General features: G+C 67.8%; 27 protein-coding genes. 21 read left to right on the forward strand and 6 right to left on the reverse strand.

What is annotated here, in order from left to right:
- The first annotated feature begins 14 nt into the window (after window positions 1-14).
- The 5 genes from thiD (at window position 15) to folP (ending at window position 5,399) form a co-directional block, all read left to right on the forward strand.
- Complete coding sequence (thiD, locus tag ACOTSS_RS06475) at window positions 15-1,157, forward strand: bifunctional hydroxymethylpyrimidine kinase/phosphomethylpyrimidine kinase (protein ID WP_448690688.1); 1,143 nt, start codon at window positions 15-17, stop codon at window positions 1,155-1,157.
- A complete protein-coding gene (locus tag ACOTSS_RS06480) occupies window positions 1,154-1,708 on the forward strand; it encodes a ribonuclease HII (protein WP_448691301.1) in 555 nt (184 codons plus the stop codon). The genes thiD and ACOTSS_RS06480 overlap by 4 nt, the downstream gene beginning before the upstream one ends.
- A gap of 22 nt (window positions 1,709-1,730) precedes the next feature.
- Window positions 1,731-2,627 (forward strand): oxidoreductase, encoded by an 897-nt coding sequence (locus tag ACOTSS_RS06485; RefSeq protein ID WP_448690689.1) that lies wholly within the window; start codon window positions 1,731-1,733, stop codon window positions 2,625-2,627.
- 399 nt (window positions 2,628-3,026) lie between these two features.
- Window positions 3,027-4,169 carry a DNA methyltransferase gene (locus tag ACOTSS_RS06490; protein ID WP_448690690.1) on the forward strand — a complete coding sequence of 381 codons (1,143 nt, stop codon included), beginning with the start codon at window positions 3,027-3,029 and terminating at the stop codon, window positions 4,167-4,169.
- Between the two features lie 99 nt (window positions 4,170-4,268).
- Window positions 4,269-5,399 (forward strand): dihydropteroate synthase, encoded by a 1,131-nt coding sequence (folP, locus tag ACOTSS_RS06495; RefSeq protein WP_448690691.1) that lies wholly within the window; start codon window positions 4,269-4,271, stop codon window positions 5,397-5,399.
- A 36-nt stretch (window positions 5,400-5,435) separates the two neighbouring features.
- On the opposite strand, the gene ACOTSS_RS06500 is transcribed toward folP, so the two are convergent.
- Complete coding sequence (locus ACOTSS_RS06500) at window positions 5,436-6,869, reverse strand: sigma-54-dependent transcriptional regulator (protein ID WP_448690692.1); 1,434 nt, start codon at window positions 6,867-6,869, stop codon at window positions 5,436-5,438.
- 234 nt (window positions 6,870-7,103) lie between these two features.
- Between ACOTSS_RS06500 and ACOTSS_RS06505 the strand changes: the two genes are divergently transcribed.
- The 6 genes from ACOTSS_RS06505 to ACOTSS_RS06530 all read left to right on the forward strand — a co-directional run bounded on the left by ACOTSS_RS06505 (window position 7,104) and on the right by ACOTSS_RS06530 (window position 11,803).
- A complete protein-coding gene (locus ACOTSS_RS06505; protein ID WP_448690693.1) occupies window positions 7,104-7,229 on the forward strand; it encodes an aa3-type cytochrome c oxidase subunit IV in 126 nt (41 codons plus the stop codon).
- A gap of 10 nt (window positions 7,230-7,239) precedes the next feature.
- Window positions 7,240-8,361: an NAD(P) transhydrogenase subunit alpha gene (locus ACOTSS_RS06510; protein ID WP_448690694.1), complete on the forward strand. Its 1,122-nt coding sequence runs from the start codon at window positions 7,240-7,242 to the stop codon at window positions 8,359-8,361.
- 119 nt (window positions 8,362-8,480) lie between these two features.
- Window positions 8,481-9,062 carry a fasciclin domain-containing protein gene (locus ACOTSS_RS06515; protein WP_448690695.1) on the forward strand — a complete coding sequence of 194 codons (582 nt, stop codon included), beginning with the start codon at window positions 8,481-8,483 and terminating at the stop codon, window positions 9,060-9,062.
- Between the two features lie 154 nt (window positions 9,063-9,216).
- Window positions 9,217-9,498 (forward strand): proton-translocating transhydrogenase family protein, encoded by a 282-nt coding sequence (locus ACOTSS_RS06520; RefSeq protein ID WP_448690696.1) that lies wholly within the window; start codon window positions 9,217-9,219, stop codon window positions 9,496-9,498.
- Between the two features lie 61 nt (window positions 9,499-9,559).
- A complete protein-coding gene (locus ACOTSS_RS06525) occupies window positions 9,560-10,984 on the forward strand; it encodes an NAD(P)(+) transhydrogenase (Re/Si-specific) subunit beta (protein ID WP_448690697.1) in 1,425 nt (474 codons plus the stop codon).
- A 120-nt stretch (window positions 10,985-11,104) separates the two neighbouring features.
- The gene (locus ACOTSS_RS06530) at window positions 11,105-11,803 is read left to right on the forward strand and encodes an aspartate/glutamate racemase family protein (protein WP_448690698.1); all 699 of its coding nucleotides are present in this window, start codon (window positions 11,105-11,107) and stop codon (window positions 11,801-11,803) included.
- A gap of 28 nt (window positions 11,804-11,831) precedes the next feature.
- Here ACOTSS_RS06530 and ACOTSS_RS06535 read toward each other — a convergent pair whose 3' ends face one another.
- A complete protein-coding gene (locus ACOTSS_RS06535; RefSeq protein WP_448690699.1) occupies window positions 11,832-12,245 on the reverse strand; it encodes a DUF2147 domain-containing protein in 414 nt (137 codons plus the stop codon).
- A 100-nt stretch (window positions 12,246-12,345) separates the two neighbouring features.
- Between ACOTSS_RS06535 and ACOTSS_RS06540 the strand changes: the two genes are divergently transcribed.
- From ACOTSS_RS06540 to ACOTSS_RS06575, 8 genes are all read left to right on the forward strand, one after another.
- Window positions 12,346-13,563, forward strand: a complete 1,218-nt coding sequence (locus ACOTSS_RS06540) for a parallel beta-helix domain-containing protein (protein ID WP_448690700.1) — start codon at window positions 12,346-12,348, stop codon at window positions 13,561-13,563.
- Complete coding sequence (locus ACOTSS_RS06545) at window positions 13,560-14,588, forward strand: SO2930 family diheme c-type cytochrome (RefSeq protein ID WP_448690701.1); 1,029 nt, start codon at window positions 13,560-13,562, stop codon at window positions 14,586-14,588. Before ACOTSS_RS06540 ends, ACOTSS_RS06545 begins: the two co-directional genes overlap by 4 nt.
- Before the next feature lie 143 nt (window positions 14,589-14,731).
- Window positions 14,732-15,376 (forward strand): maleylacetoacetate isomerase, encoded by a 645-nt coding sequence (maiA, locus tag ACOTSS_RS06550; protein ID WP_448690702.1) that lies wholly within the window; start codon window positions 14,732-14,734, stop codon window positions 15,374-15,376.
- Window positions 15,373-17,469, forward strand: a complete 2,097-nt coding sequence (locus tag ACOTSS_RS06555) for a TonB-dependent receptor (RefSeq protein ID WP_448690703.1) — start codon at window positions 15,373-15,375, stop codon at window positions 17,467-17,469. Before maiA ends, ACOTSS_RS06555 begins: the two co-directional genes overlap by 4 nt.
- 57 nt (window positions 17,470-17,526) lie before the next feature.
- Window positions 17,527-17,973 (forward strand): MarR family winged helix-turn-helix transcriptional regulator, encoded by a 447-nt coding sequence (locus tag ACOTSS_RS06560; RefSeq protein WP_095384101.1) that lies wholly within the window; start codon window positions 17,527-17,529, stop codon window positions 17,971-17,973.
- Window positions 17,966-18,253 (forward strand): HPr-rel-A system PqqD family peptide chaperone, encoded by a 288-nt coding sequence (locus tag ACOTSS_RS06565; RefSeq protein WP_448690704.1) that lies wholly within the window; start codon window positions 17,966-17,968, stop codon window positions 18,251-18,253. Before ACOTSS_RS06560 ends, ACOTSS_RS06565 begins: the two co-directional genes overlap by 8 nt.
- Window positions 18,243-19,121 (forward strand): HprK-related kinase A, encoded by an 879-nt coding sequence (locus ACOTSS_RS06570; RefSeq protein ID WP_448690705.1) that lies wholly within the window; start codon window positions 18,243-18,245, stop codon window positions 19,119-19,121. Before ACOTSS_RS06565 ends, ACOTSS_RS06570 begins: the two co-directional genes overlap by 11 nt.
- On the forward strand, window positions 19,118-20,140 hold the full coding sequence (locus ACOTSS_RS06575) for a nucleotidyltransferase domain-containing protein (protein ID WP_448690706.1): 1,023 nt from the start codon (window positions 19,118-19,120) through the stop codon (window positions 20,138-20,140). The genes ACOTSS_RS06570 and ACOTSS_RS06575 overlap by 4 nt, the downstream gene beginning before the upstream one ends.
- A 27-nt stretch (window positions 20,141-20,167) precedes the next feature.
- Here ACOTSS_RS06575 and ACOTSS_RS06580 read toward each other — a convergent pair whose 3' ends face one another.
- From ACOTSS_RS06580 to ACOTSS_RS06595, 4 genes are read right to left on the reverse strand one after another with little or no spacing between them, the layout of a single operon-like run.
- Window positions 20,168-21,067, reverse strand: coding sequence for a TraB/GumN family protein (locus ACOTSS_RS06580; RefSeq protein ID WP_448690707.1), 900 nt, complete (start codon window positions 21,065-21,067; stop codon window positions 20,168-20,170).
- Window positions 21,064-22,038 (reverse strand): TraB/GumN family protein, encoded by a 975-nt coding sequence (locus ACOTSS_RS06585; protein WP_448690708.1) that lies wholly within the window; start codon window positions 22,036-22,038, stop codon window positions 21,064-21,066. The genes ACOTSS_RS06580 and ACOTSS_RS06585 overlap by 4 nt, the downstream gene beginning before the upstream one ends.
- 55 nt (window positions 22,039-22,093) lie before the next feature.
- The gene (locus ACOTSS_RS06590) at window positions 22,094-22,720 is read right to left on the reverse strand and encodes a hypothetical protein (RefSeq protein ID WP_448690709.1); all 627 of its coding nucleotides are present in this window, start codon (window positions 22,718-22,720) and stop codon (window positions 22,094-22,096) included.
- Between the two features lie 4 nt (window positions 22,721-22,724).
- Entirely contained in the window at window positions 22,725-22,925 is a 201-nt protein-coding gene (locus tag ACOTSS_RS06595) for a helix-turn-helix transcriptional regulator (protein WP_095384112.1), read from the reverse strand.
- Window positions 22,926-23,194: 269 nt separating this feature from the next.
- On the opposite strand from ACOTSS_RS06595, the gene ACOTSS_RS06600 reads away from it, so the two are divergent.
- On the forward strand, window positions 23,195-24,118 hold the full coding sequence (locus ACOTSS_RS06600) for a glycine--tRNA ligase subunit alpha (protein WP_448690710.1): 924 nt from the start codon (window positions 23,195-23,197) through the stop codon (window positions 24,116-24,118).
- Window positions 24,115-26,310, forward strand: coding sequence for a glycine--tRNA ligase subunit beta (gene glyS / locus ACOTSS_RS06605; RefSeq protein WP_448690711.1), 2,196 nt, complete (start codon window positions 24,115-24,117; stop codon window positions 26,308-26,310). Before ACOTSS_RS06600 ends, glyS begins: the two co-directional genes overlap by 4 nt.
- The last annotated feature ends 11 nt before the right edge of the window (window positions 26,311-26,321 follow it).

The following is a 26,321-nucleotide window of genomic DNA, read 5'->3' on the forward strand; positions in this document are numbered from 1 at the left end:
ATCGAGGCTGTCCGATGACCGCTCGCGTCCTGATCATCGCCGGGTCCGACAGCGGGGGCGGTGCGGGCATCCAGGCCGACATCAAGACGGTGACGATGCTCGGCGGCCACGCGATGACCGCCATCGCCGCGATCACGGCGCAGAACACGCTCGGCGTGCAGGGCGTGCATCCGGTGCCGACCGACATGGTGCTGATGCAGATCGACAGCATCGCGTCGGACATCGGCGTCGATGCGGTCAAGATCGGGATGATCGGCAGCGCCAAAACCGCCGCGGCGGTCGCCGAGCGGCTGGCTCGGCCCGACCTCGCCGGCGCCCCGGTCGTGTTCGACCCGGTGATGGTTTCGACGAGCGGATCGGTGCTCGCCGACGCCGCGACGATCCGCGCGTTCGAGGCGCTGCTGGCGCGCGCGGCGGTGGCGACGCCGAACCTCGGCGAACTCGCGGCGCTGGGCGGCGAGGACGCGATCCTCGCGCACGGCTGCGCGCTGCTCGTCAAGGGCGGGCACGGTGAAGGCGATATGGTGACCGACCGGCTGCTCGAAGCCGACGCGGGCGAGGTCGCGCGCTGGGAGGCGCCGCGGATCGACACCCCGCACACCCACGGCACCGGCTGCACGCTGGCGAGCGCGATCGCGTGCGGTCTGGCGCAGGGCATGCCGATCGAGCCCGCGGTCGCGCGCGCGCGCGACTTCGTGCGCCTCGCGCTGCTCGATGCCCCGGGACTGGGCGAGGGGCACGGCCCGATGGGGCAGCAGGCGGTGCGCAATGACGGGCTGTTCACGGGCCCCGCGCTCAACCAGATCACGCTGCCCGCGACCGACTATGCAGCGTCGGTCGCCTTCTACAAGCAGATGGGGCTGACGCAGATCGTCGATAGCGCCGAAAATGGCTATGCGCGCTTCGAGGCGGCCAACGGCGTGACCCTGTCGATCCACTTTGGCGACGGGGCGGCGGGCGGCGCGACGGCGTATCTGGAGAGCGGGGCGCTCGACGCCTGGGTCGCCTATCTCGCGCGGCGCGGGGTACGCTTCGACGCGATGCCGAAGGACGAGGAATGGGGCTGGCGCGAGGCGCGGCTGACCGACCCCGCGGGGAACCGCCTCTGCCTCTATCAGGCGGGCGAATATCGGAGGTATCCGCCGTGGCGTATCTGACGGTCGGCGTCGACGAAGCCGGGCGCGGGCCGCTTGCGGGGCCGGTGGTCGCGGCCGCGGTGATCCTGTGCGAGGACGGGATCGACGGGCTCGACGATTCGAAGAAGCTCTCCGCGAAGCGCCGCGGCGAGCTGGAAATGCTGATCAAGGCGCGCTGCCGCTGGGGCGTCGGCGAAGCGAGCGTCGCCGAGATCGACGCGATCAACATCCTGCAGGCGACCTTCCTCGCGATGACGCGCGCGGTCGAGGCGCTGGGCTGCGACCCGCATGAGGTGCTGGTCGACGGCAACCGGCTGCCGCGCTGGAAATATCGCGCCCGTGCGATAATCGGCGGCGACGCGTTGCACCCCTGCATTTCGGCGGCGAGCATCATCGCGAAGGAGCATCGCGACCGCATCATGGTCGCCGCGGCGCGCGACTATCCGGCCTTTGGCTGGGCGACGAACATGGGCTATGGTACGCGCGAGCATCTCGCGGCGCTGTGCCAGCACGGTCCGACGCCGCTCCACCGGACCAGCTTCGCGCCGGTCGCGCAAATGCAGCTGGTCTGACCGCCGAAAGAGGGGAGAGGCAATGCGCAGCGGATTCAGCGCCGAAGATGTCGGCGCGCAGACCGGGCGGCGCTTTCTCGTCACCGGCGCCAACGCCGGGATCGGCTTCGAAACCGCGAAAATACTGGCCGCGCGCGGCGCGCAGGTCGTGCTCGCCTGCCGCGACGAAGCGCGCGCCGATGCGGCGATGACGGCGATCCGCGCCGATGCGCCCCAGGCCGAGCTCGGCTTCCTGCGGCTCGACCTCGCCGACCTCGACCAGGTGCGCGACGCGGCGGCGGCGGTGCTCGCGGGGCCGCGGATCGACGTGCTGATCAACAATGCCGGCGTGATGATCCCGCCGCGCACGCTGACGCGGCAGGGTTTCGAGCTGCAGTTCGGGGTCAATCACCTCGGCCCCTTCGCCTTCACGGGCCTTGTTCATCCGCATGTCGACGACCGCATCGTGATCACCGCGAGCCTCGCGCACAAGGGCGGCCTCATGGATTACAGCGATCTCGATGCGAGCCGCAGCTATCATAATTGGCAGCGCTACCAGACGAGCAAGCTCGCCAACCTGCTCACGATGTTCGAGCTCGACCGGCGGCTCGGCGCCGTAGGGCGGGCGACGCAGGCGATCGGCTGCCATCCCGGCGTCGCGCTCACCGAGCTGACTCGGTACCTGCCGATGCCGCTGCGCTATATGACCCCGCTCGCCACGCCCTTCTTCAACAGCGCGGCGCAGGGTGCGTGGCCGACGCTGCAGGCGGCGACCGGCGCGAACGTCCAGGGCGGCGACTATCTGGGGCCGCAGGGGCTGGGCGAGGTGACCGGCCGCTCGGGTCCGGCGCGCGCGACGCGCATGGCGCGCGACCCGAGGCTGGCGCGCGAATTGTGGGAACGCTCGGTCGACCTGACCGGGGTCGATCCGGGGATTTAATGATATTCCCTCTCCCCTTGCGGGAGAGGGTTGCGCAGACTTGCGAGCTTGCTCGCTAGTCGAAGCTGGGTGAGGGGTTGCGGTCGCTTGCGACCGCGCGAGCCTCTGGCTCGCAACCCCTCATCCAACTGCACCTAGTCGCTGAAGCGACAAGGCTCCGTATCCTTCTCCCGCAGGGGGAGAAGGTTTTGAGATATTTTTTCGCCACTGAGTCCTCCCGGCCACACCACCAGTGGTTGAGTCTCCGGGTCGCGACAGGCTCCATATGTCGTGGCAGACTCCTTTCGTTCTCATCCCCTTAACCATTTGGACACGCGGATTCCCTAGAATCCTGAGCTTGACGGCGGTTGTCGCCGGACTCATCAAGGCCTTCTTTGCAATGAAACAGGGGCAAGCGGCATGGGTGTGATGGAGCGGGTCAAGGCCCCGACAGTAAAGCAGCGTGTGGCGAAAACGGCCTCGGCGGACCTTCCGCTCGACAGCATATTGCAGGGCGATTGCGTCGAGATGATGCGCTCGCTGCCCGCGGCTTCGGTCGACATGATCTTCGCCGACCCGCCCTATAATCTCCAGCTCGGCGGCGACCTGCTCCGCCCCGACGGCAGTCAGGTCGACGCGGTCGACGATGATTGGGACAAGTTCGACAGCCTCGCGACCTACGACCGTTTCACCCATGCGTGGCTCAGGGAAGCGAAGCGCATCCTGAAGCCGGGCGGCAGCATCTGGGTAATCGGCAGCTATCACAATATCTTCCGCGTCGGTGCTGCGTTGCAGGATCAAGGATATTGGATCCTCAACGACATCGTCTGGCGCAAGGCGAACCCGATGCCGAACTTCAAGGGCACGCGCTTCACCAACGCGCACGAGACGCTGATCTGGGCGTCGATGGGCGAGAAGGCGCGCTACACCTTCAACTATCGCGCGATGAAGACGCTGAACGACGAACTGCAGATGCGTTCGGACTGGCTGATCCCTATCTGCGGTGGACAGGAGCGTTTGAAGAAGGGCGGAACGAAAGTTCACCCGACGCAGAAACCCGAGGCGCTCCTCTATCGCATCCTGCTCGCCTGCTCGAACCCCGGCGACGTGATCCTCGACCCCTTCTTCGGCACCGGCACCACCGGCGCGGTCGCGAAGCGGCTCGGGCGCCATTTCATCGGCATCGAGCGCGAGGATGATTATATCGCGGCGGCGAAGGAGCGTATCGAGATGGCGCTGCCGCTCGACGAGAGCGCGGTGAAGACGATGATGGCGCCCAAGGCGGCGACGCGCGTCGCCTTCGGTACGCTCGTCGAATGCGGGATGATCGCACCCGGGACGGTGCTCACCGACACGAAACGCCGCTGGAAGGCCAAGGTGCGCGTCGACGGCAGTCTCGATTGCGAGGGACAGGCGCCAGGGTCGATCCACAAGGTCGGCGCGGGCGTGCAGGGCGCGCCGAGCTGCAACGGCTGGACCTTCTGGCACGTCGACGACGACGGCAAGCAATTGCGCGTGATCGATGCGGTGCGGCAGGACTGGCTGCTTGCGAACGAGGCGTAAGAGATAACCGTCATCCCAGCGAAAGCTGGGATCTCTATCGCTCAGCCGTGACGCCGGCGATCCCAGCTTTCGCTGGGATGACGGTCAAGAGGAGAGGGCATGTTTACTCCACTGACCAAGCCCGGCCTCGGCAGCGCCTCGACCAGCGCGAAAATCTATTGCCGCCCGACCTGTTTCGTCGACCGCCCGCACGAGCTCGACGACGCCTGTCTGCGGATCGCCGACACGATGGTCTGGTTCGCCGCGTGGCACGTCAGCCTGCGCGATGGCGGTGCGGTGAAATCGGCGATCGTGCCGGTTCCCGAGCTCGACGACTGGATCGCCGCGATGCCCGACGCGCTCGGGCAGGCGGCGACGGTGCAGCGCGCCGCGGTATCGCGCCCGCGCGGCGCGCTGGCGCTCGGCGAACGGACGGTGCGGCTGGGCGAACCGCAGCTGATGGGCATCCTCAACGTCACCCCCGACAGCTTCTCCGACGGCGGCAAGCATGTCGATGCCGCCGCGGCGGCCGAGGCGGGCTTCGCGATGGCGTCGGCGGGCGCGGCGATCCTCGACGTCGGCGGCGAATCGACGCGACCGGGCGCGCCGCTGATCTGGGAGGGCGACGAGATCGCGCGCGTCGAGGGCGTCGTCGCGGCGCTCGCGAAAGGCGGCGTCGCGGTGTCGATCGACACGCGCAAGGCCGCGGTGATGGAGGCGGCGCTCGCGGCGGGGGCGACGATCGTCAACGATATTTCGGCGCTCCGCTATGACGACCGCGCGATGGACGTGGTGGTTCGGGCCGGATGTCCGGTGGTGCTGATGCACGCGCCGTCCGCGAAAAGCGACCCGCACGAGGGCGGCGGCTACGATCATGTGCTGTTCGAGGTATACGACATGCTCGCCGAACGCGTCGCGGCGTGCGTCGCGGCGGGGGTCGATCCCGCGAAGATCATCGTCGATCCGGGGCTCGGCTTTGGCAAGGGGATCGCCGACAATCTGGCGCTGGTGAACGGTCTGGCGCTGTTCCACACGCTCGGCTGTCCGATCCTGTTCGGGGCGAGCCGCAAGCGGATGATCGGCGCGCTCGACAATGAAGCGCCCGCCGACCAGCGGCTGGGCGGTACGGTGGCTCTGCATTATCAGGCGGCGTCGCTGGGGGCGCAATTGCTGCGGGTGCATGACATCGCCGAGAACCGGCAGGCGCTGCGCGTGTGGCGCGGGCTCAGGGATGCGGCGCTTACGGCCTGATTCCCCCCTCCCTTTTAGGGAGGGGAGAGGGCTGGCTCAAGCCGCGGTATCGATCCCCAGATCGCTCAATTTGCGATAGAGCGTCGAGCGCCCGATCCCCAGCCGGCGCGCGACCTCGCTCATCCGGCCGCGGTAGTGGCCGATCGCGAGGCGGATCACATCGGCCTCGATCTCTTCGAGCGGGCGCAGATTGCCGTCGGGGAGGTAGAGGGTGACGCCGATCGCCTCGCCGTTGATCGCGATCTCGCCGTGCCCGTTCGACGCGCTGCCGCCGAGCGCGGCCTCGATCGCCGTGAAATCGGCGCTGGTGAGCACGTCGGTCTTGCTCGCGACCGCGGCGCGGAACAACACATCCTGGAGCTGGCGGACGTTGCCCGGCCAGGCATAGGCGGCGAGCAGGCGGAGCGCGTCGTCGGTGACGCCGATCGGTCCCATGCCGGGCAGCCCGCCGATCCGCGCGAGCAGGTGACGCGTCAGCGGGCCGACGTCGCCGCGGCGCTCGCTGAGGGAAGGCAGGGTGAATTGCGCGCTCGACAATGCGTAGAACAGGTCTTCGCGGAAATGGCCCGCCTCGATCAGCTTGTCGAGCGGGCTCGCGCTGGTCGAGATGATGCGCACGTCGACGCTCTGGCGGATTGTGCCGCCGATCATCTGCACTTCGCCCGTGTTCAGGAATTCGACCAGCTTGGCCTGTGTTTCCAGCGGGATGCACTCGACATGATCGATGATGATGCTGCCGCCGTCGGCCTGGACCAGCCGGCCGATCTGGCGGTCGAAGGCGCCCGGAAAGGCGCCGCGTTCGTGGCCGAACAGGCCCGAACCGATCAGCCCCGGCGACACCGCCGAGCAATCGACCATGACGAGCGGGCCGCGCGTGCGCGGGCTCGCGCCGTGGATCGCGCGCGCGAAGACTTCCTTGCCCGTGCCCGGCTTGCCGTTGATCATCACCGGCACCTTGGCCCGCGCCGCCTTGGCGGCGATCGCAAGCGCGCTGCGGAAATTGGGGCTCGACCCGATGATTTCCTCGAAAGCGAGTGGCGCGCGGAGTTTCTCGGTCAGCGGGCGCAACTCGCCCTGCGGGCCGCTCGCCCCGACGATGCGGTCGAGCGCGCCGAGCAGCCGGTCGGGAGCGATGGGTTTCTGGACGAAATCGCTCGCGCCCGCGCGCATCGAACCGACCGCGACCTCGACTCCGCCCCGCATCGTGATGACGACCAGCGGCAGCGCGGGGCGCCAGCGGCGCAGTTCCGCAACGAATTCGGGGATGGCGATGCCGGGTGCGCCCTGGTCGACGAGCACGGCGTCGAGCGCCATGCCTTCCTGCGTGCCCAGCTTGGCAAGCGCCGTGTCGGTGTCGGCCGCGACGGTGCTGCGCCAGCCGCCGCGCGACACCAGCGCCGACAGGAAGCGCTGCTGCGCCGGTTCGCTGTCGACGATCATCACCGTTCGTGTGTCGCGCGTGCTCGCCATCGCTCTCGAATCTGCCCCTTCACCGGCCTGGTCGGGCCGCTGTTCCGCTCTTCCCGCCCGGTTTAGGCGAGAGGGGTAAAGGGGCGATTAAGGTCGTCCGCCTTTCGTCGCGGGCGGCGCGCAACGATTCCGCCCCTTGAGCATCGCGGGAGGCGTGGCTAAGACCGGCGCGAATCTAGATTTCGATGCCGCGCGCGGCGCGCGCGCGAAGCGAGCAGCAAAAGGGGAATAGTCATGGCGTCCGAACAGGATATGAAAGCGGCACAGGAAACCTATTCGGGCTTCCTGAGCCTGTTCAAGGTGGGGGCGATTATCACGATCGCCGTGACCGCCTTCGTCGTGCTCCTGCTCGCGTCCTGACCGGCCCGGCATGCGCATTGCCGTCCTGAAGGAACTCGCCGCCGGCGAGACCCGTGTCGCTGCGACCCCTGAAACCGTGAAGAAATTCATTGGCTTGGGGGCCGATGTTGCCGTCGAGGCGGGGGCAGGCGAGCAAGCCTCGATCGCCGATGCCGATTATAACGCCGCGGGCGCAAGCGTCGGCAGCCGCGCCGATGCGCTGAAGGGCGCGAACATCATCCTCGGCATTCAGGGCCCCGATCCCGAGACGCTGACGGGCTTTGCCGACGGCGCATGGCTCGCCGCGGGATTGAACCCCTTCGGCGCGCGCGCGCGCGTCGATGCCTATGCGAAGCTGGGGCTCGAGGCGCTGGCGATGGAATTCATGCCGCGCATCACGCGCGCGCAGTCGATGGACATCCTCTCCAGCCAGGCGAATCTCGCGGGCTACAAGGCGGTGCTGATCGCCGCGAACGCCTATGGCCGCGCCTTTCCGATGATGATGACCGCCGCAGGCACGGTGAGCGCCGCGAAGGCGTTCATCATGGGCGTGGGCGTCGCCGGGCTGCAGGCGATCGCGACCGCGCGGCGTTTGGGCGCGCAGGTCAGCGCGACCGACGTGCGCGCCGCGACCAAGGAACAGATCCTCAGCCTCGGCGCCAAGCCGATCTTCGTCGAGAGCGTCGCGGGGATCGAGGGCGAGGGCGCGGGCGGCTATGCCACCGAAATGTCCGACGAATATAAGGCGGCGCAGGCTGAACTCGTGTCGTCGCACATCGCCAAACAGGATATCGTCATCACCACCGCGCTGATCCCCGGGCGTCCCGCGCCGCGGCTGATCAGCGACGCACAGCTCGCGACGATGCGCAGCGGCAGCGTGATCGTCGACATGGCGGCCGAAAGCGGCGGCAATGTCGAGGGATCGGTGCCGGGCGAGACGAAGCGGATCCACGGCGTCACCGTGATCGGCGCGCAGAATATCGCCGCGCTGATGCCCGCCGACACCAGCGCGCTGTTCAGCCGCAACCTCTTCAACTTCCTCTCGGCCTTCTGGGACAAGGAGGCGGGCAAGCCCGTGCTCGACGAGGAAATCGGCAATGCGGTGCGTCTGACACAGGGCGGCAAGGTCGTGAACGAGCGGTTGCTGGGATAGCCTCGCGCGGCGTTCCATCCCGACTTCCTTCTGAAACTTTCGCCATCTAGTCGCGTTGATTTTCGGCCGGGCCGTCGCATCATGCGCGGGCTCGCAGCGGTTCGGAGGAGAAAAGGGCGGTGGCAAGGCAGCTTCTGGTGGCGGGCATGATCCTGGGCCTCGCGCTTGTCGGATGCCAGAAGACCCCCGCACCGCCGCCGACCGAGACGATGGCGGATATGGCCGCCGCGATCGGCGCCGGCGGGCAGGGAACGCAATCGATCGCCGACAGCGTCATCGCCATGCCCGACCACAAGATTTTCTCGGCCGCGCTCGCGGCTTCGGGGGTCGCCGCGAAGCTGTCGCAGGACGGCCCCTACACGGTTTTCGCCCCAACCGACGCCGCGTTCGCGCAGGTGCCGGTGGCGACGCGCGATGCCTGGATGCGCCCCGAAAGCAAGGCCGTGCTCGCGAACGTGCTCGATTATCATATCGTGCCTGGAAAGCTGACTGCCGCCGATCTCGCGGCGAGGATCAAGGCGGGCGGAGGCAGGGCCGCACTCGCAACAGCGAGCGGACGGGAACTGACCCTGTCGATGAGCGGTGACAAGATTCTGCTGACCGCGACCGGAGGCAATCGAGCGATCATGACGGCGAATGATATCGCCCAGAAGAACGGCGTGATCCACATCGTCGACGCGGTGCTGATCCCCGGACCATAGCGGGCAAGAGTCGCGCCGCGACATTTTATGTCGTCGAGCGCATCCCTTTGCGTCCTGAGCGAAAGCGATACGCCCTTTTTGATCGCTTAGGAGTCGACACGCCGCGCGCGGGTCGGCAATAGGAGCGCGCACGGAATCAGCAGGGGAGCAGCCGGTGGATTTTATCGCCATTTTTTCGATTTTCGTTCTCGCCTGTTTCGTGGGCTATTTCGTCGTCTGGTCGGTGACGCCGGCGCTGCACACGCCGTTGATGAGCGTGACCAACGCGATTTCGTCGGTGATCATCGTCGGCGCGCTGATCGCCAGCGCCGCGGCGGGGTCGCCGCTGTCGAAATGGCTCGGCCTCGCCGCCGTGGTGATGGCGAGCATCAACATCTTCGGCGGCTTCGCGGTCACCGAGCGCATGCTCGCGATGTACAAGAAGAAAGAGCGTTAAGACGCTGATAAACGGAATTTCGGCGAGCTGCTGAGGCGCGCTCGACAGGGGAAAGTTTCACATGCACGACGTCGCACCGATCAATCCCTGGGTGGCCCTGGCCTATCTGGTCGCCGGGGTCTTCTTCATCCTTGCGCTGCGCGGCCTGTCGTCGCCGGCCTCGTCGCGGCGCGGCAATCGCTTCGGCATGGCGGGCATGGCGATCGCGGTCGTCACCACGCTGCTGACGCATGAGCTCGCGAACCCGATCGAGGTGATCGGCGCCATCGCGATCGGCGCGGTCATCGGTATCGTTATGGCGCGCAAGATTGCGATGACCGCGATGCCGCAGCTCGTCGCGGCCTTCCACAGTCTGGTCGGCCTCGCCGCGGTCGCGGTGGCGGCAGCGGCCTATTTGAACCCTGGGGCCTTCGGCATCGCCGATGCCGCGGGGCAGATCTTCACCGTCAGCCGCGTCGAGATGGGGCTGGGCATCGCGATCGGCGCAATCACCTTCTCGGGCAGCGTCATCGCCTTCCTCAAATTGAACGGCAACATGTCGGGCGCGCCGATCATCCTGCCGCTGCGCCACGTCATCAACCTCGGCACGCTCGCCGCGATCCTTGGCCTGATCGGCTATTTCCTGACCGACCAGTCGCCAGCCGTCTTCTGGACGATCACGGCCTTGAGCTTCCTGATCGGTTTCCTGCTGATCATCCCGATCGGCGGCGCCGACATGCCGGTCGTGGTGTCGATGCTCAACAGCTATTCGGGCTGGGCCGCGGCGGCGATGGGTTTCACGCTCCACAATACGGCGATGATCATCACCGGCGCGCTCGTCGGCTCGTCGGGTGCGATCCTTTCCTACATCATGTGCCGCGCGATGAACCGCAGCTTCATCAGCGTGATCGCGGGCGGCTTTGGCGCCGATGCTGCGGCTTCGGGCGGCGGATCGAAGGAACAGCGTCCGTGGAAGCCGGGCAGCGCCGACGACGCGGCCTTCCTGATGAGCCAGGCCGAGAATGTCATCATCGTCCCCGGCTATGGCATGGCGGTCGCGCAGGCGCAGCACGCGCTGCGCGAGATGGCCGATGTGCTCAAAAAAGAGGGCGTGAACGTCAAATATGCGATCCACCCGGTCGCGGGACGCATGCCCGGCCATATGAACGTGCTGCTCGCCGAGGCGAACGTCCCCTATGACGAGGTGTTCGAGCTCGAGGACATCAACGGCGAGTTCGCGCAGGCCGACGTCGCTTTCGTGATCGGCGCCAACGACGTGACCAACCCGGCGGCGAAGACCGACAAGACCTCGCCAATCTACGGCATGCCGGTGCTCGACGTCGAAAAGGCGAAGACGGTCCTGTTCGTGAAGCGCTCGATGGGCGGGGTCGGCTATGCCGGGGTCGACAACGACGTCTTTTACATGGACCAGACGATGATGCTGCTCGGCGACGCCAAGAAGATGGCCGACGACATCGTCAAGGCGCTGAACGGCGGCGGGCACTAGTTTTCTGCGCCTGACGGCGCAGGCGGCACCGGCCCGCTCCCCCACCCGGCCTCCCGATCATAGTATCCTATGGGAGGCCGGGTGGGGGAGCGGGCCGGTGCCGCAACCGATGGAGGAATTATGCGTAAAATCGGCCTGATCGGCGGCATGAGCTGGGCGTCGACCGAGATCTATTACCGCCATCTCAACAAGGGGGTGCAGAAACGGATCGGGACGAGCTGTTCGGCGCCGATCCTGCTTGAAAGCCTCAACTATTGCGAGCTGTCGCGGCTGACCACGCCCGAGCAGTGGGCGCACGCGAAGAATGTGCTGATCGAATCGGCGAAGCGGCTCGAGGACGCGGGCGCGACGGCGCTGATGATCGCGGCCAATTCGATGCACAAGGTGGCGGAGGATGTCGGGGCGGCGATCTCGATCCCGCTCCTCCATATCGTCGACGAAACGGGCGAAAAGATCCGCGCCGACGGCGTCAAGTCGGCGGCTGTCATCGGCACGCGCAACGTGATGACCGAAGCCTGGTATCGCCAGCGGCTCGTGCGCTACGGCCTGACGCTCGCCCCCTATGACGGCAGCCGGGCCGAGGAAATCGACCGCATCATCTACGACGAGCTGATGCAGGGCAAGGTGACCGAGGATTCGCGGCGCACGATGCGCACCTTCATCACCGACATCGCGAAGCAGGACGTCCAGGCGCTGGTGCTCGCCTGCACCGAGCTCGTCATGCTGGTCGATCCCGATGCCAATGTGCTGCCGATCTACGACGCGGCGCGCATCCACGTCGCCGCCGGGGTCGACTGGATCCTGGGCGACGCGCCCTGACAGACTCCCTCCCGCTCGCAGGAGGGAGTCAGCTTACCCGCGTCCAGGTCACCGTGCGGCAGAAGACCGCGACGCACCCCTTCATCGTCAGCTTGTTGCCTTGGGCGCGGAGATGCGCCTTGTAATAGCGCCCGTCCTCGGGGCTGTAGCCCTGGCCGCGCCAGCCGCCGTCGTGCGGGATCAGGTCCCAGTAGATTTGCAGCCCCGTCACCTGCCGTCCGCGCTTGGCCTTGTCGGGATTGCGCTCGTCGCGCTGGCCTCCCGCGGGCTGGTTGATCAGCAGACGGTGGATGCGGCCGCACAGCTTGGCGCCGCACGGCATGATGTCGACGATGCCCTTGCCGTCGTCGGTCTTCCACCGCCCGGTGATCGGCGCCGGAGCCGCCGCGGCGGCTGCCGGAACCGCGAGCGCGACGAGGCCCGCGAGATAGACAGGAAACATTGCGACCTCTCCCCCTGTTTTAGCTACACCGATGTCAGCAACATGGCTTGGCTTCCGCTCACTCTTGCCGCATGACACGGGCAAAACAAGGGAGAGAGATATGCGAGTCACCTATTTGCCGCGCGCAGCCCTGCTGTCCTTTGCCGTGCTCGCCGCCGCCACGGCGCCCGCTGCCGCGAAGACGATCAGCGTCGCCGCCGGCACCCCCGACGCGAACGAGAAATTGCAGGAGGCGCTGATCCTTGCCGAACCGGGCGACGTCGTCGAACTGGGTGCGGGGACGTGGACGCTGACCGACGGGCTGTCGCTCGACGTCGACAATGTCACGGTGCGCGGCGCGGGCACCAAGGACGGCGAGGGCTCGATCCTCGATTTCGCGGGCCAGCAGGGCGCGGGCGAGGGGCTGCTCGTCACCTCCGACGACGTCTATCTCACCAATTTCGCGGTGCTCAACACGAAAGGCGACGGCATCAAGTCGAAGGGCGCCGACCGCATCGTCTATCACCAGCTCCGCGTCGAATGGACCGCGGGGCCGAAGGAAACCAACGGCGCCTACGGCATCTATCCGGTCGAGAGCAGCGACGTGCTGATCGACAGCGTCTATGTCCGCGGCGCGTCCGACGCGGGCATCTATGTCGGCCAGTCGAAGAATATCGTCGTGCGCGATTCGATCGCGATGGAGAATGTCGCGGGGATCGAGATCGAGAATTGCTACGACGCCGACGTCCACGACAATGTCGCGACCAGGAACACCGGCGGCATATTGGTGTTCGACCTGCCCAGCCTGCCGCAGCAGGGCGGCCACAATGTCCGCGTCTTCGACAATCTCGTCCAGAACAACAGCACGCCGAATTTCGCGCCGAAGGGCAATATCGTCGCCAGCGTGCCGACCGGCACCGGGGTGCTGGTGATGGCGAACAGCCGGGTCGAGGTCTTCGACAATATGCTGGCCGACAACGGCACCGCCAATGTGATGATCGTCGGCTATCGCTATCCCTACAAGGACGAGACATATCAGCCGCTGCCCCGCGATATCGCGGTGTGGGGCAATCAGCATGGCAAGGCGGGCTTCGCCCCGGCCTTTCCGGGGGGCGCCGAGATCGCGGCGGCGATGGGCGGCAGCATCCCGCCGGTGCTGTGGGACGGCGCGGGAAGCGCGATCGTCAACGACGACGTCGCGGTGTTGTCGCTGAACCTGCCCGACGTCGGGACGCCGCAGAGCGAGGCGAAGCCGTCGCTCGCCGACCTGAAGGGCGAGGCGCCGGCGCCGCTGCCCGGCATCACCCTGCCGGAAAGCATGGAGGCGCGGGTCCGGTGAGGCGCGTCGCCGCAGCCTTCGCCGCGGCGCTGCTGTGCGCGAGCGGCGCGGTCGCGGTCTCCGAACCGGGGCCGAACCAGGCGGTGATCGACGGCGCCGACATGCCGGCGAAGCTCTCCGCCTTCGGGATTTTCCGCGCCGGGACGAGCGAACCCGTCGATGCGCTGCTGCCCTACACGCTGCACACGCCCCTGTTCAGCGATTATGCCGAAAAGCACCGGCTGATCTGGGTGCCGCCGGGGCAGCAGGCGCGCGTCGCAGCGGACGGGCATATCGACTTTCCGGTCGGCAGCCTGATCGTGAAGAGCTTCGGCTGGCCCGAACAGAATGGCGGGCGGCCGGTCGAGACGCGGCTGCTCCTCCACCGCGCCAGCGGCTGGACCGCGCTGCCCTATATCTGGGACGCCGACGGCAAGGACGCGACGCTCGCCATCGCGGGGCGGCGCGTGCCGGTGAGCTTCAAGAGCCCCGACGGCGCGGCGCACAGCATCCGCTATGCGGTGCCGAACAAGAATCAGTGCAAGGAATGCCATAGCAAGGCGGGGACGATCGTGCCGATCGGGCCCAAGGCGGCGAACATCGACTTCGGCACCGCGCTCAGCCGCCCCGATTTCGCGCGCTTCTTCGCCCAGGCGCCGACGACCAGCGCGCCGATGCCGCGCTGGGACGACCCCGCGAGCGGCTCGCTCGAACAGCGCGCGCGCGCCTATCTCGACGTCAATTGTAGCCATTGCCACAACCCGCAGGGCAGCGCCTCGAACAGCGGGCTGTTCCTGCGCTGGACCGACCCCGTCGGCGTCAACTATGGCATCGGCAAGCGCCCCACCGCGGCGGGGCGCGGCAGCGGCGGGATGGAGTTCGCGATAAAGCCTGGCGACCCCGATCACAGCTTTCTCATCTATCGCCTCGAAAGCCTCGAAGCGGGCATCGCGATGCCCGAGGTCGGGCGCTCGACGGTGCACAAGGAAGGCGCCGCGCTGCTGCGGCAATGGATTGCCCGGATGCCGAAGGGCGCTCAGAATTAGGCATCGATCAGGGTTGAACGAAATCCATCTCACTCATATTCGTCATCCCGGCGAAGGCCGGGCTCTCACCCTTGCGGCCTGACGCATCGTCGAGATCCCGGCCTTCGCCGGGATGACGATCAGATGGGGACGCGCAGAACCTTATGACCAGCCTCGTCCTTCACGATTATTTCCGCTCCTCGGCGAGCTTCCGCGTCCGCATCGCGCTGAACCTCAAGGGGCTTGCCTACGAACGCGTCGAGATCAGCCTGATCGCCGGCGAGCAGAAGAGCGAGGCCTATCTCGCGCAGAACGCGCAGGGCTTCGTGCCGATGCTGGTGGCGGACGGCGAGGCGATCATCCAGAGCCTCGCGATCATCGACTGGCTCGACCGCGCCTACCCCGAACCGCGGCTGATCCCCGACGAGGCGATGCCGCGCGCGGTCGCGCTGGCACAGGCGCATGTCGTCGCGTGCGACATCCATCCTCTCAACAATCTGCGCGTGCTCAAATATCTGAAACGCGACCTCGGGCTCAACGAGCAGACCAAGGATCACTGGTATCGCCACTGGATTCTCGAGGGTTTCGACGCGCTCGAGGCGATGGCAGAGTCGGGGGCGGGCGAGGGGCGCTATCTGGGCGGCGACGCGCCGGGGATCGCCGACTGCTGCCTGGTGCCGCAGATGTACAATGCGCGCCGCTTCGACGTACCGCTCGACGCCTTTCCGCGCCTCGTCGCGATCGACGCCGCCTGCATGGAATTGGAAGCGTTCCAAAAGGCGCACCCCGACGCGGTGAAGCCGGCGTGATCCGGTTGCTGGCGGGTGCGGCCGCGCTGGCGCTGCCGGCGGCGGCGATGGCGCAGAAAGCGGATAGCGGAAACGACGATCTTTCTCTCATCCTTCGTCACGAGACGGTCGAAACCATCGTGGTGACCGGGTCGGGCAGTCTGGCACCCCCGCTCGGCGACACGGTGCAGGACGTCACCTTGATCCGCGATCTCGCGCCGGGGCTTGGCGCGCGGTTGGAAAACCGGCTGCGCGACGAGGGCGGAATCGCCCAGTTCCGCCGCTCCGACAGCCGTTCCGCGCATCCGACGAGTCAGGGGGTGACGCTGCGCGGCCTGGGCGGCAATGCGTCGAGCCGCGCGGTCGTACTGCTTGACGGCGTGCCGCAAACCGACCCCTTCGGCGGCTGGATCGCCTGGAGCAGTTTCGACGCGGTCAAGCTTGGCGGGGTGCGTATCCAGCGTGGCGGCGGCGGCGGCGCGGACGGTCCCGGTGCGCTTGCGGGAACGGTCGCGCTCCACAGCAGCCTGACCTATGGCGCCGACGCCAGCGCCGCCTATGGGTCGCGCGGCAGCGTCGATCTTTCGGCCAGTGCGGGCAGCAATCTGGGCGAAGGAGCGGTCGCGGTCGATGCGCGCTTCGCCAGCGGCGACGGGTTCATCCCGGTGATCGCCGGACAGCGCGGCGCCGCCGACCGCGCGGCGCCCTATCGTCAGGGCGGCGGCGGCATCCGCGTGCAGGCGCTGACGGGGGATTTCGGACGGATCGAAGCGACGATGCGCGGTTTTTTCGATCGCCGCGACCGCGGTACCGACCATAGCCAAAGCCGGACCGATGGCCTCGACGCCAGCCTCCGTTACATCGTCGATCCCGGCTTCACCGCAGGGTGGCGGGTCAGCGCGCTCGCCTATGTCCAGCTGCGCGAATTCGACACGGGCTTTGCGAGCGTGCCCGCCGATCGCGATACGGCGAACCCCGCGCTCGACCAGCATGTGCCCGCGACAGGCATCGGCGCACGGATCGAATTGCGCCCGGCGTTCGGGGCGCAAAATCCGCTGCGCGTCGGCATCGACTGGCGTCGCACCGTCGGGCGCACCGAAGAGGCGTATTTCTTTACCGGCCCGGTTCCGGGCCGGCAGCGCGAGGCGGGGGGCAGCAGCGATACGCTGGGCGTTTTCGCCGAATGGACCTCTTGCTACCCTGATGACGGGCTCGTCTGGACCGCGAGCGCGCGCGTCGACCGCTGGTGGCTCGGCGCGGGCTATCGTTTCGAGACCAATATCGCCGGGCCGGTGATCACCGACGCGCACTATGCCGCGCGGCAGGGGTGGGAGGCGAGCGGACGCGCCGGGCTGCGCTGGAACGCCGGACCGGTCGCGATCCGCGCTGCCATGTATCGCGGCTGGCGGCTGCCGACGCTCAACGAGCTCTACCGGCCGTTCCGAGTCGGCCCCGATGCGACGGCGGCGAACGAGTTGCTGCGTCCCGAGCGGCTGTGGGGCGGCGAGGTGGGCGCCGACCTGACGCTCGGCGGCGCGCACGTCGGAGTCACGCTGTTTCGCAACCGGCTCGAAAATGCGATCGCCAACGTCACGCTCGGCACGGGGCCGGGCAATTTCCTCGGTGTCGGCTTCGTCGCGGCGGGCGCGACTTACAGCCAGCGGCAGAATCTCGACGCGATCGACAGCAAGGGGGTCGAGGTCAGCGCCGACGCGCCGCTCGGCCCGCTGACGCTGCGCGCGAGCTACGCCTTCACCGACGCGCGCGTCGATGCCTCGGGCGCGGCAGCGGTGCTCGACGGGCTGCGTCCGGCGCAGGTCGCGAAGCACAGCGGCAGCCTGTCGCTGCGCAGCGACGGTGCCGGCCCGTTCGGCGGTTTTGCGACGCTGCGCTATGTCGGCAAGCAGAATGAGGACGACCTTGGGCTTCAGGTGCTGGACGATGCGGTGACGCTCGACGCCGGGCTGTCGTGGCGTCTTTCGGATGCGCTCAGCCTCGAGGCGCGCGGCGAAAATCTGTTCGACGCGCTCGTGCCCGCCGCGATTTCCTCGGCGGGCATCGTCGAGCGCGCGACGCCGCGGACGCTGTGGGTCGGCGCGCGGCTGTCCTTTTAGGCGGATTTAATCGCCAGCCCGTCTTCACAGACGCCGAACAGGCGATAAATACGGGTTATGGCCGCCAAGACGCTGAACCTCGACCAGTTCCTGCCCTATCGCCTGTCGATAGCCTCCAACGCGCTGTCGGAACGGATCGCCGCCGATTATCAGAACAAGTTCGGGCTCAAGATTCCCGAATGGCGACTGATGGCGGTGCTCGGCGAAGGAAAGCCGCTGACCCAGCGCGAGCTGGTGCAGGCGACGCGGATGGACAAGGTGACGGTCAACCGCGCCGCCAAGGCGCTCGCCGACCGCCAACTCATCGCGCGCCAGGCGCACGAGGCCGACGGGCGATCGCACCACCTCGACCTCACCGAGACCGGCCGCTCGCTTTACGACGCCATCGTCCCCGCGGCGCTGGCCACCGAGGAGCGGCTCGAATCGCATATCAGCGCGTCCGAGCGCACCGCGCTGATGGCGATCCTCGCCAAGCTTATCGCCGCCGCCCAGGATTATGGCTGACCCCCTCTATCGCGCCGCGCCGGTCGAGGCGCTGCGTGTCGAGCGGCTGGGCGAACTGACCGCGATCTTCGACCGCCGGTCAATGCAGACCCATCTCGTCGTGTCGCCGCTGCCCGAGATTTTGGAGGCGATGAGTGGCGAAGCCTGCAACGCGGCCTTGCTCGCCGCGCGGCTCGCGGCGAGCTTCGACCTTCCCGACGCGGCGGAGACGCGCGCGATCCTCGGCGAGCGGCTGCGTGAGCTGGCGAGCCTCGGCCTGGTGGCGCCGGATGAAGCATAGCACGCGCATCGCGGTCGGCCCGGTGCAGTTCCGCATCGGCAGCGACTGGCGCGCGCCGGTCGCCGCACTCGAACGGCTCTACGCCGGCTACCCGCAGGACCCCGCGCGCCCCGCCGACGCGACGGTGCGGTTGTTCGCGGCGCGGCCGTGGCGGCGCTGGCTGCGGCCGTCGGTAGAGATCGGCGGCGATTTCGTCGTCCCCGACGCGCTGCCGCTGCCGCTCTCGATGGGGCTGCTCGCCGCCGAAATGGGAATGAACCTGCAGGTCGCGCTCGGCTGGCGGCGACACCTGCTGCTCCACGCGAGCGCGGTGGCGCGCGGCGGGCGCAGCGTCCTGATGTCGGGGGTTTCGGGATCGGGCAAGTCGACGCTGGCGGCGCTGCTCGGCGAAAGCGGGGATGGGGGCGGCTGGCGGTTGATGGGCGACGAATTCACGCTGATCGACCCCGCGAGCGGCGACGCGCTCGCCTTCCCGCGCGCGGTGAGCCTGAAGAATGAGGCGATCGCCGAAATGGCGGCGCGGGTCGATGCCGCGCGGCTCGGGCCGCTGCTCGCGGGGACGCCGAAGGGCGACATCCGCCACCTGATCCCGCGCGCCGATGCGATCGCGGCGATGCACGAACCCGCGCGCCCCGCGCTGTTGCTCTTCCCGCGCTTCGGCGGCGCCACGGCGATCGAACCGATGGGCGAGGGCGAGGCTTTCGTCCGGCTGACCGAGGCGTCGACCAACTACACCGCGCTCGGCGAGGCGGGGTTCGAGGCGCTGACGCGACTGGTGCGCGCGGTGCCGGCGTTCGGCATTTCCTATCCCGACAGCGCGGCAGGGCTGGCGCTCGTCGAGCAGCTCTGGGCCGAGGCGGCGCGGTGAGCGCGGTGCGGACCCTCGTCGACCTGCTCGCCGGGCGGCGCGATGCGGCGACGCTGACCCCGCGCGACTGGGACGGGGTGATCGGCGTCGCGCGCGCCGAGGCGATGCTCGCGACGCTCGCGCACCGGCTGAAGGGTGCGGCCTTGCCCGCGCCGGTCGCGGCGCTCTTTGCCGACCAGCGCGCCGCCGCCGCGGTCGCGACGCAGCAGGCGCTGTGGGAGGCCGAAATGGCGCGCCGCGCGCTGGCGAGCGAGCGGATCGAGTTCGTGCTGCTCAAGGGCACCGCCTATGCCGCGGCGGGGCTTTCGTGCGCCGAGGGGCGGCAGATCGGCGATCTCGACATCCTCGTCCCCGTCCATGACATCGGCCGCGCCGAGAATGAACTGCTCGAGGCAGGGTGGGAATGGGTCAAGTCCGACCCCTATGACGACGCCTATTACCGCGAGCATATGCACGAATTGCCGCCGCTGATCCATAAATCGCGCGACCGGATGGTCGACGTCCACCACACGATCCTGCCGCAGACGCATCGTACGACGCCCGATCCCTTGGCGCTGGTGGCCGACGCGGTGATGACCGAAAGCGGCTTCGCGGTGCTGGCGCCCGCCGACATGGCCTGCCACTGCGCGGCGCATCTGCTCGCCGACGGCGATTTGCAGGGCGGGCTGCGCAATCTCTGGGATTTCCATTGCCTGACGCGCGATTTCGCCGCTGCCGATCGGGGTTTCTGGGGGCGGCTCGACGCGCGCGCCGCCAAGCATGGTCTGCGCGCGGTGGTGCATCGCGCCGCGCGGCTGGCGCGCGATCTCTACGGCGCCGCGCTGCCCGAGGGCTGGGACCGGAGCGACCCGCGTGACCGCTGGTTCCGCCGTCGCCTGCTCGCGCGCGACGACTGGGGCCGCGCGAGCGATTTCACGCTTCAGCAGGCTTTCTACATCCGCTCGCATTGGCTGCGCATGCCGCCGGTGCTGCTCGCGCGGCATCTGTGGACGAAGTGGCGCAAGCGCGCGGCGCGGTGATCGGACTTCGCTCCGGGCATCACCCGATCACTGCACGCGCCGGACCTTCACGCCCTCGGCCGCGAGCATCGCCGGCACGCCCTCGGCGCCGACCAGATGCCCGGCGCCGACGGCGACCATCACGGTGCCCGGCTGCGCCATGCGGCGCTTGACCCACGCGCTCCACGCGCGGTTGCGGCCGGTGATGATCGCCTCGCGCGCCGCCGGGACGGCGTCGACATCCTCGTTGATCACCTTTTCGAGCGCCGCGACGTCGCCGCGCGACCAGGCGTCGGTCAGCGCGCGGACATCGGCCACCGCGTCGCTCGCGCCCTCGGCCGCCCTGGCGAGCAGTGCGCGCTGCGTCGCGGGGTCGAGCGTTTCGAACAGCATCAACTGGCTGCGCGCGGTCTCCAGCCCGCCGATCGGCTTGCCCGCGGCGCGGAAATCCTGCGTCAGCCGCGCTTCGACCCCATTGTCGGGCGCCAGCGCCGCCATGTGTGCGACGCGCTGGCCCATCAGCACCATCACCGCCCAATCGTCGAGCGCGTCGGCCTCGAAGGCCGGGCCGCCCGCCTCCAGCGCGCGATATTGGGCGAGCGCGGCGGGCGCCAGCCGCTCGTCGATCGGCAGCGGCGCGCGGCGCGGCGCGAGGCGCTCGAACTCCTCGCCCGCCGCCGCGAGCTCCTCGGGCGACAATTCCATGACCAGCTCGTCGGCCGCCGCGACGGCCTCGGCGACCTTGCCGCGGTCCCAGTCGGTGCTCTCGGGAAGCGCGTGCATCGTCCCGAGCAGATAGACGCGCGTATCGCCGTCCTCGGCGAGCCACATCGCCGGATGCGCGTCGAACGTCACCTGGGGCGGCGAACAGGCGGCGAGCAGGCACGCGAAGAGGGCCGCCGCCGTGCGGCGGCCCCAAGGCCGGCCGGGGCGGCCCGCGCCGGTCAATAGTCGACCCGCGTCGCGGTCAGCCCGCGTTCCTTCAGATAATCCTGGACGCTGTGCGCGCCCGCGAGATGCCCCGCGCCGACCGCGATGAACACCGTTCCCGGCTGGGCCATCCGCACCTTGATTTGCTCGGCCCAATTGGCGTTGCGCTGAAAGAGCAGGGTCTGGGCGAGCTCGGGCGTCGCTTCCATGCTTTCGTTCAGCGTCGCGGCGAGCGCGTCGGGATCGCCTTTGCTCCACTGGTCGACCAGAATGTCGAGCGTCGGGCCGAGCTTGTCGATGTCCTTCACGACCGCGTTGAGGAAGGCGACCTGCTGGTCCTCGGCCAGCTTGTCGAAGAAGCCCAACTGCTGCTCGACCGTCTCGAGGCCGGCAATGGGCTTGTTCGACGCCTTGGCAAAGCCCGTCAGCTGCTTCTCGGCGCCCTGTTCGGGGTCGTAGCCGAGCTTGGTCAGCGGCAGCACCGACAGGGTGACCGCGGCGAACCAGGGCTCGAACATGTCGAACTGGGCGGGCGGGACGCCGACATTGGTCATCGCCGCCTGATAGGCCGCGAGGTCCGTGGGCGCGAGCCGCGACGACAGCGTCTTGCCGCTCTGGTCGATCGCCAGCGGCAGCATCATCTTAGCCATTTCGGCCTGATCCTCGGGCAGCACAATTTCGAGCATCAGCTGGTCGGACTTGTCGAAGGCGTCCTTCACCGCCTCGTCGAACCAGCTGAGGCCGGGTTTCAGCACATGGACGGTGCCGAACAGATAGATGGTCGTGTCCTCATCCTTGACCACCCACAGCGCGGGGTCGGCGTCGGTCGTGACGAGCGGCGGGGTCGTGGGAGCGGCCGGCGCGGCGGGGTCGACCGGAGCGACCTGTACCGCCGGCTCCGCCGCCATGCCGTTGCCCGGAACCAGCGCGCATTGCGCCAGCGGGATGATCGCGCAGGTGGTGGCGAACGTCTTGAACCATTTTTTCATGGGAGAAGCCTTTCGGGGGTCATGTGTAGCGGTTGGACGGAAAGTGAAAAGGGGCTCAGCGGAACTTGAACCACAGATAGACGGCGGCGTTGACCAGCATGGTCAGGAGGAACAGCGCCATGACGCTGACCGGCGGGGCGAGAGCAGCACGATGGAGGACCCACCAGACCGGCGCGGGAAAGACGAAGGCATACCAGCCCGCGAGCCCCGCCCACAGCCAGGCGCGCTCCTCATGATCGTCGATCGCGCGGTGATAGAGGATCATGCCGACCGCAAGGCCCGCGACCCACAGCAGCGAGGCGCCGATCGCGAAGCCCGGGCTCAGCGCGCCGCTGCTGAACAGGTCGACCGCGCCGCGATCCATCGGCTGGTCGAGGACGAGCCAGCCGCCGATGATACCGCCGACCACCGCCGACAGGCCGAGCGCCGACCAATAGCGGCGCTGGCGCGGCGACAGCGTGCGGAACCAGCTGGCATGGCGGCGAAAATAGACGAAGAGGCCTCCGATGCCGAGCGCGGCGGCGATCAGCGGCCCGACCCACGGAGCGAACGCCGCCTTGCCCGCTTCGGCGGACGCCTGATTATAGCCCGCGAAGGCGCCCGCGAGCATGATCGCGCCAAAGCAGATGAGCGTGGGCCAGACGAAGCCCGGCGCACGCGGTTCCTTGGGTTCGGTGACCATCATCCTATCCTTCGAAGCCATCGTCGAAAATCTCCTCGATCGGCATGTCGAACAATCGCGCCAGCTTGAAGGCGAGGGGAAGCGACGGGTCATATTTGCCCGTTTCGATCGCGTTCACCGCTTGCCGCGACACGTCGAGCCGCTGGGCGAGCTCCGCCTGGCTCCAGTTTCGCATCGCGCGCAGCACTTTCAGCTGGTTGTTCATGCGGATCCGTTCGTCATGCGTCCCTGACCGAATGTCAGGTGTTATTGACTAAATGACAGGATTCGCTGACCATGTCAACAAGAGCTGACATTTAGCATTGAAGGGTTCAATCGCCATCGTCACCCCGGACTTGATCCGGGGTGACGGGCAAGCAAAGGCGCGTCCCGTTCGGCAGATTGCGGTCGGCTTCACCCGCTGTCCCCTTGACCCTGCGGCCCCGCTGCGCCAAGGGCTGCGGCGATTGTTGCACCTGCGAAAGAAGGCGAAAAATGGCCGACGCGGCGGATAGGACACCCCTCAGCTTTCAGGACATGATCCTGACGCTGCACGCCTATTGGGCGGCCCGCGGCTGCGCGATCCTCCAGCCTTACGACATGCGGGTCGGCGCGGGCACCTTCCACCCCGCGACGACCTTGCGCAGCCTCGGCCCCGAGCCGTGGAACGTCGCCTATGTCCAGCCGAGCCGCCGGCCCACCGACGGCCGCTATGGCGAGAATCCGAACCGGCTTCAGCATTATTACCAGTATCAGGTGATCCTGAAGCCGTCGCCCGCCGACCTGCAGGAACAATATCTGGGCAGCCTCGCCGCGATCGGTATCGACCCGCTGCTCCACGACATCCGCTTTGTCGAGGATGATTGGGAATCACCGACATTGGGCGCGTGGGGGCTGGGCTGGGAGGTCTGGTGCGACGGGATGGAGGTGACCCAGTTCACCTATTTCCAGCAGATGGGCGGCTTCGACTGCAAGCCCGTCGCGGGCGAGCTCACCTACGGGCTCGAACGCCTCGCTATGTATATCCAGAATGTCGACAATGTGTACGACCTGCGCTTCTCCGACGCGGTCGGCGACGTGCCGGGCGTGAGCTATGGCGACGTGTTCCTGGAAAATGAGCGGCAGTTCTCGAAATGGAATTTCGAGGTCGCCGACACCGACAGCCTGTTCGCGGGCTTCAAGGCCGCCGAAGCCGAATGCCAGCGCGCGATCGCCGCGAACGTCCCGCTCGCCGCCTATGACCAGGCGATCGAGGCGAGCCATCTCTTCAATCTCCTTCAGGCGCGCGGCGTGATCAGCGTCCAGGAACGCGCCAATTACATGGCCCGCGTCCGCGACCTTGCCAAGGGCAGCTGCAAGGCGTGGATCGACAGCCAATCCGAACGCTGGACCGCGCAATATTCGGGGTGGGTGCTGTGACCGACTTCCTTCTCGAACTGCGCAGCGAGGAAATCCCGGCGCGGATGCAGGCCGGCGCGCGCGCCGAGCTCGAAAAGCTGTTCCGTGCGCAACTGAGCGCCGCGGGCATCGAAGCGGGTGACCTCACCATCTGGTCGACCCCGCGTCGCCTCGCGCTGATCGCGCGCAATCTGCCCGACGCGACCGCCGCGGTCAGCGAGGAACTCAAGGGCCCGCGCACCAGCGCGCCGCCGCAGGCGCTCGAAGGCTTCCTGCGCAAGACCGGCCTGACGCAAGACCAGCTCGAAGACCGCGACGGCGTCTGGTTCGCGGTGCTCGACAAACCCGGCCGCGCGACAGCCGAGGTACTGGCCGAGGCGATCCCCGCGATCGTCCGCGGCTTCGCCTGGCCCAAGTCGATGCGCTGGGGCCGCGAAAGCACGAGCAGCGAGAGCCTGCGCTGGGTGCGCCCGCTGTCGGGCATCGTCGCGATCTTCGGCGAAGATCTGGTGTCGTGCGAAATCGGCGGAGTTTCCGCAGGCTTTGCGACGCGCGGCCACCGCTTCCACTGCCCCGGCGAGATCACCATCGGCTCGGCGGCGGACTATGCCGACAAGCTGCGCGCCTGCCATGTCATCGTCGATCATGAGGAGCGGCAGGCGATCGTCCGCGATGGCGCCGCGAAGGCTGCGGCCGATGCGGGGCTGACGCTGGTCGAGGACGAGGGGCTGGTGATCGAGAATGCCGGCCTCACCGAATGGCCGGTGCCTTTGCTCGGTCGCTTCGACGAAGCGTTTCTGGAGGTGCCGCCCGAGGTCATCCAGCTTACCGCGCGCGTGAACCAGAAATATTTCGTCGTGAACGGCGCCGACGGCAAGCTCGCCAACGGCTTCGTCTGCACCGCGAACATCGTCGCGAGCGACGGCGGCGCGGAGATCGTCGCGGGCAACCGCAAGGTCCTCGCCGCGCGCCTGTCCGACGCGCGCTTCTTCTGGGAACAGGACCAGATGAAGACGCTTAAGCAGCACGCCAAGAAGCTGGCGAACATCACCTTCCATGAAAAGCTGGGCACCGTCGCCGACAAGGTCGAGCGGGTCGCGAAGCTCGCCGAATGGCTGGCGAGCGAAGGCATCGTCCCCAACTGCGAGCCCGCGCTCGCGCGGCGGGCGGCGGAGCTGGCGAAAGCCGACCTCGTCACCGAAATGGTCGGCGAATTTCCCGAACTGCAGGGCCTGATGGGCGGCTATTACGCCCGCGCCGAAGGCCTGCCCGACGCCGTCGCTGACGCGATCCGCGACCATTACAAGCCCATCGGGCAGGGCGACGATGTGCCGACGGCGCCAGTGACGGTGGCTGTGGCGCTGGCGGACAAGCTGGATACGCTCGCGGCATTCTTCTCGATCAAAGCTAAGCCGACCGGTTCGAAAGATCCGTTCGCGCTGCGGCGAGCCGTCCTGGGTGTTATCGCGATTGTGCTGGAAAATGGCTTGCGCCTGTCACTGAGGGATGCGGCCTATTACGCCGCGCTATTACGTGTGGAGGCCGCGAAGGTCACAAATGTGCAGGCTCTCAAGGTTCCCGATGTTATTCGGGACGTGGCAGGCGATCATGCTCAAGGCTATCTGCTCGATATCGAGTGTGACGAGAACTTCGTTTATGAAGAACTGCCAGAGTTTGTCGCCGATCGCCTCAAGGTCCAGCAGCGCGAAGCGGGCGTCCGCCACGACCTGATCGACGCGGTGTTCGCGCTCGGCGGCGAGGATGATCTCGTTCGTTTGCTCGCCCGCGTGAAAGCCTTGCAGGCATTCATGGCGACCGAGGACGGCGCGAACCTGCTCGCTGGCTACAAGCGCGCGGCGAATATATTGAAGCAGGCGGGCAAAGATACCGTCATCCCAGCGAAAGCTGGGATCGCTGGCGACAGTTCGCCGACGATGGCGGCCCCAGCTTTCGCTGGGGCGACGGATATGGATAAGGCGCTGCTCGTCGCACTCGACGCCGCCGAGCCCGCGGCCGCCGCCGCGGTCGCCGACGAGCGCTTCACCGACGCGATGGCCGCGCTAGCCAGTCTCCGCGCGCCAATCGACGCCTTTTTCGAGGGCGTGATGGTCAACGATCCCGATCCGGCGGCGCGTGCGTGGCGGCTCGGGCTGCTCGCGCGTTTTCGTGACGCGGTGCACAGCGTCGCCGATTTCTCGAAGATAGAGGGTTAGTGTCCGTCCAT

The sequence above is a fragment of the Sphingopyxis sp. NJF-3 genome, assembly GCF_053514865.1.

Bases quoted from the DNA above. Each gene is read 5' to 3' on its own strand.
- ACOTSS_RS06485 (WP_448690689.1), top strand. From the start codon at position 1,731: ATGCGCAGCGGATTCAGCGCCGAAGATGTCGGCGCGCAGACCGGGCGG.
- ACOTSS_RS06540 (WP_448690700.1), top strand. From the start codon at position 12,346: ATGCGAGTCACCTATTTGCCGCGCGCAGCCCTGCTGTCCTTTGCCGTG.
- ACOTSS_RS06585 (WP_448690708.1), bottom strand. From the start codon at position 22,038: ATGAAAAAATGGTTCAAGACGTTCGCCACCACCTGCGCGATCATCCCG.
- folP (WP_448690691.1), top strand. From the start codon at position 4,269: ATGTTTACTCCACTGACCAAGCCCGGCCTCGGCAGCGCCTCGACCAGC.
- ACOTSS_RS06500 (WP_448690692.1), bottom strand. From the start codon at position 6,869: ATGGCGAGCACGCGCGACACACGAACGGTGATGATCGTCGACAGCGAA.
- ACOTSS_RS06595 (WP_095384112.1), bottom strand. From the start codon at position 22,925: ATGAACAACCAGCTGAAAGTGCTGCGCGCGATGCGAAACTGGAGCCAG.
- ACOTSS_RS06565 (WP_448690704.1), top strand. From the start codon at position 17,966: ATGGCTGACCCCCTCTATCGCGCCGCGCCGGTCGAGGCGCTGCGTGTC.
- ACOTSS_RS06510 (WP_448690694.1), top strand. From the start codon at position 7,240: ATGCGCATTGCCGTCCTGAAGGAACTCGCCGCCGGCGAGACCCGTGTC.
- ACOTSS_RS06535 (WP_448690699.1), bottom strand. From the start codon at position 12,245: ATGTTTCCTGTCTATCTCGCGGGCCTCGTCGCGCTCGCGGTTCCGGCA.
- ACOTSS_RS06590 (WP_448690709.1), bottom strand. From the start codon at position 22,720: ATGGTCACCGAACCCAAGGAACCGCGTGCGCCGGGCTTCGTCTGGCCC.
- ACOTSS_RS06525 (WP_448690697.1), top strand. From the start codon at position 9,560: ATGCACGACGTCGCACCGATCAATCCCTGGGTGGCCCTGGCCTATCTG.
- ACOTSS_RS06505 (WP_448690693.1), top strand. From the start codon at position 7,104: ATGGCGTCCGAACAGGATATGAAAGCGGCACAGGAAACCTATTCGGGC.
- thiD (WP_448690688.1), top strand. From the start codon at position 15: ATGACCGCTCGCGTCCTGATCATCGCCGGGTCCGACAGCGGGGGCGGT.
- ACOTSS_RS06570 (WP_448690705.1), top strand. From the start codon at position 18,243: ATGAAGCATAGCACGCGCATCGCGGTCGGCCCGGTGCAGTTCCGCATC.
- ACOTSS_RS06560 (WP_095384101.1), top strand. From the start codon at position 17,527: ATGGCCGCCAAGACGCTGAACCTCGACCAGTTCCTGCCCTATCGCCTG.
- maiA (WP_448690702.1), top strand. From the start codon at position 14,732: ATGACCAGCCTCGTCCTTCACGATTATTTCCGCTCCTCGGCGAGCTTC.
- ACOTSS_RS06490 (WP_448690690.1), top strand. From the start codon at position 3,027: ATGGGTGTGATGGAGCGGGTCAAGGCCCCGACAGTAAAGCAGCGTGTG.
- ACOTSS_RS06600 (WP_448690710.1), top strand. From the start codon at position 23,195: ATGGCCGACGCGGCGGATAGGACACCCCTCAGCTTTCAGGACATGATC.
- ACOTSS_RS06530 (WP_448690698.1), top strand. From the start codon at position 11,105: ATGCGTAAAATCGGCCTGATCGGCGGCATGAGCTGGGCGTCGACCGAG.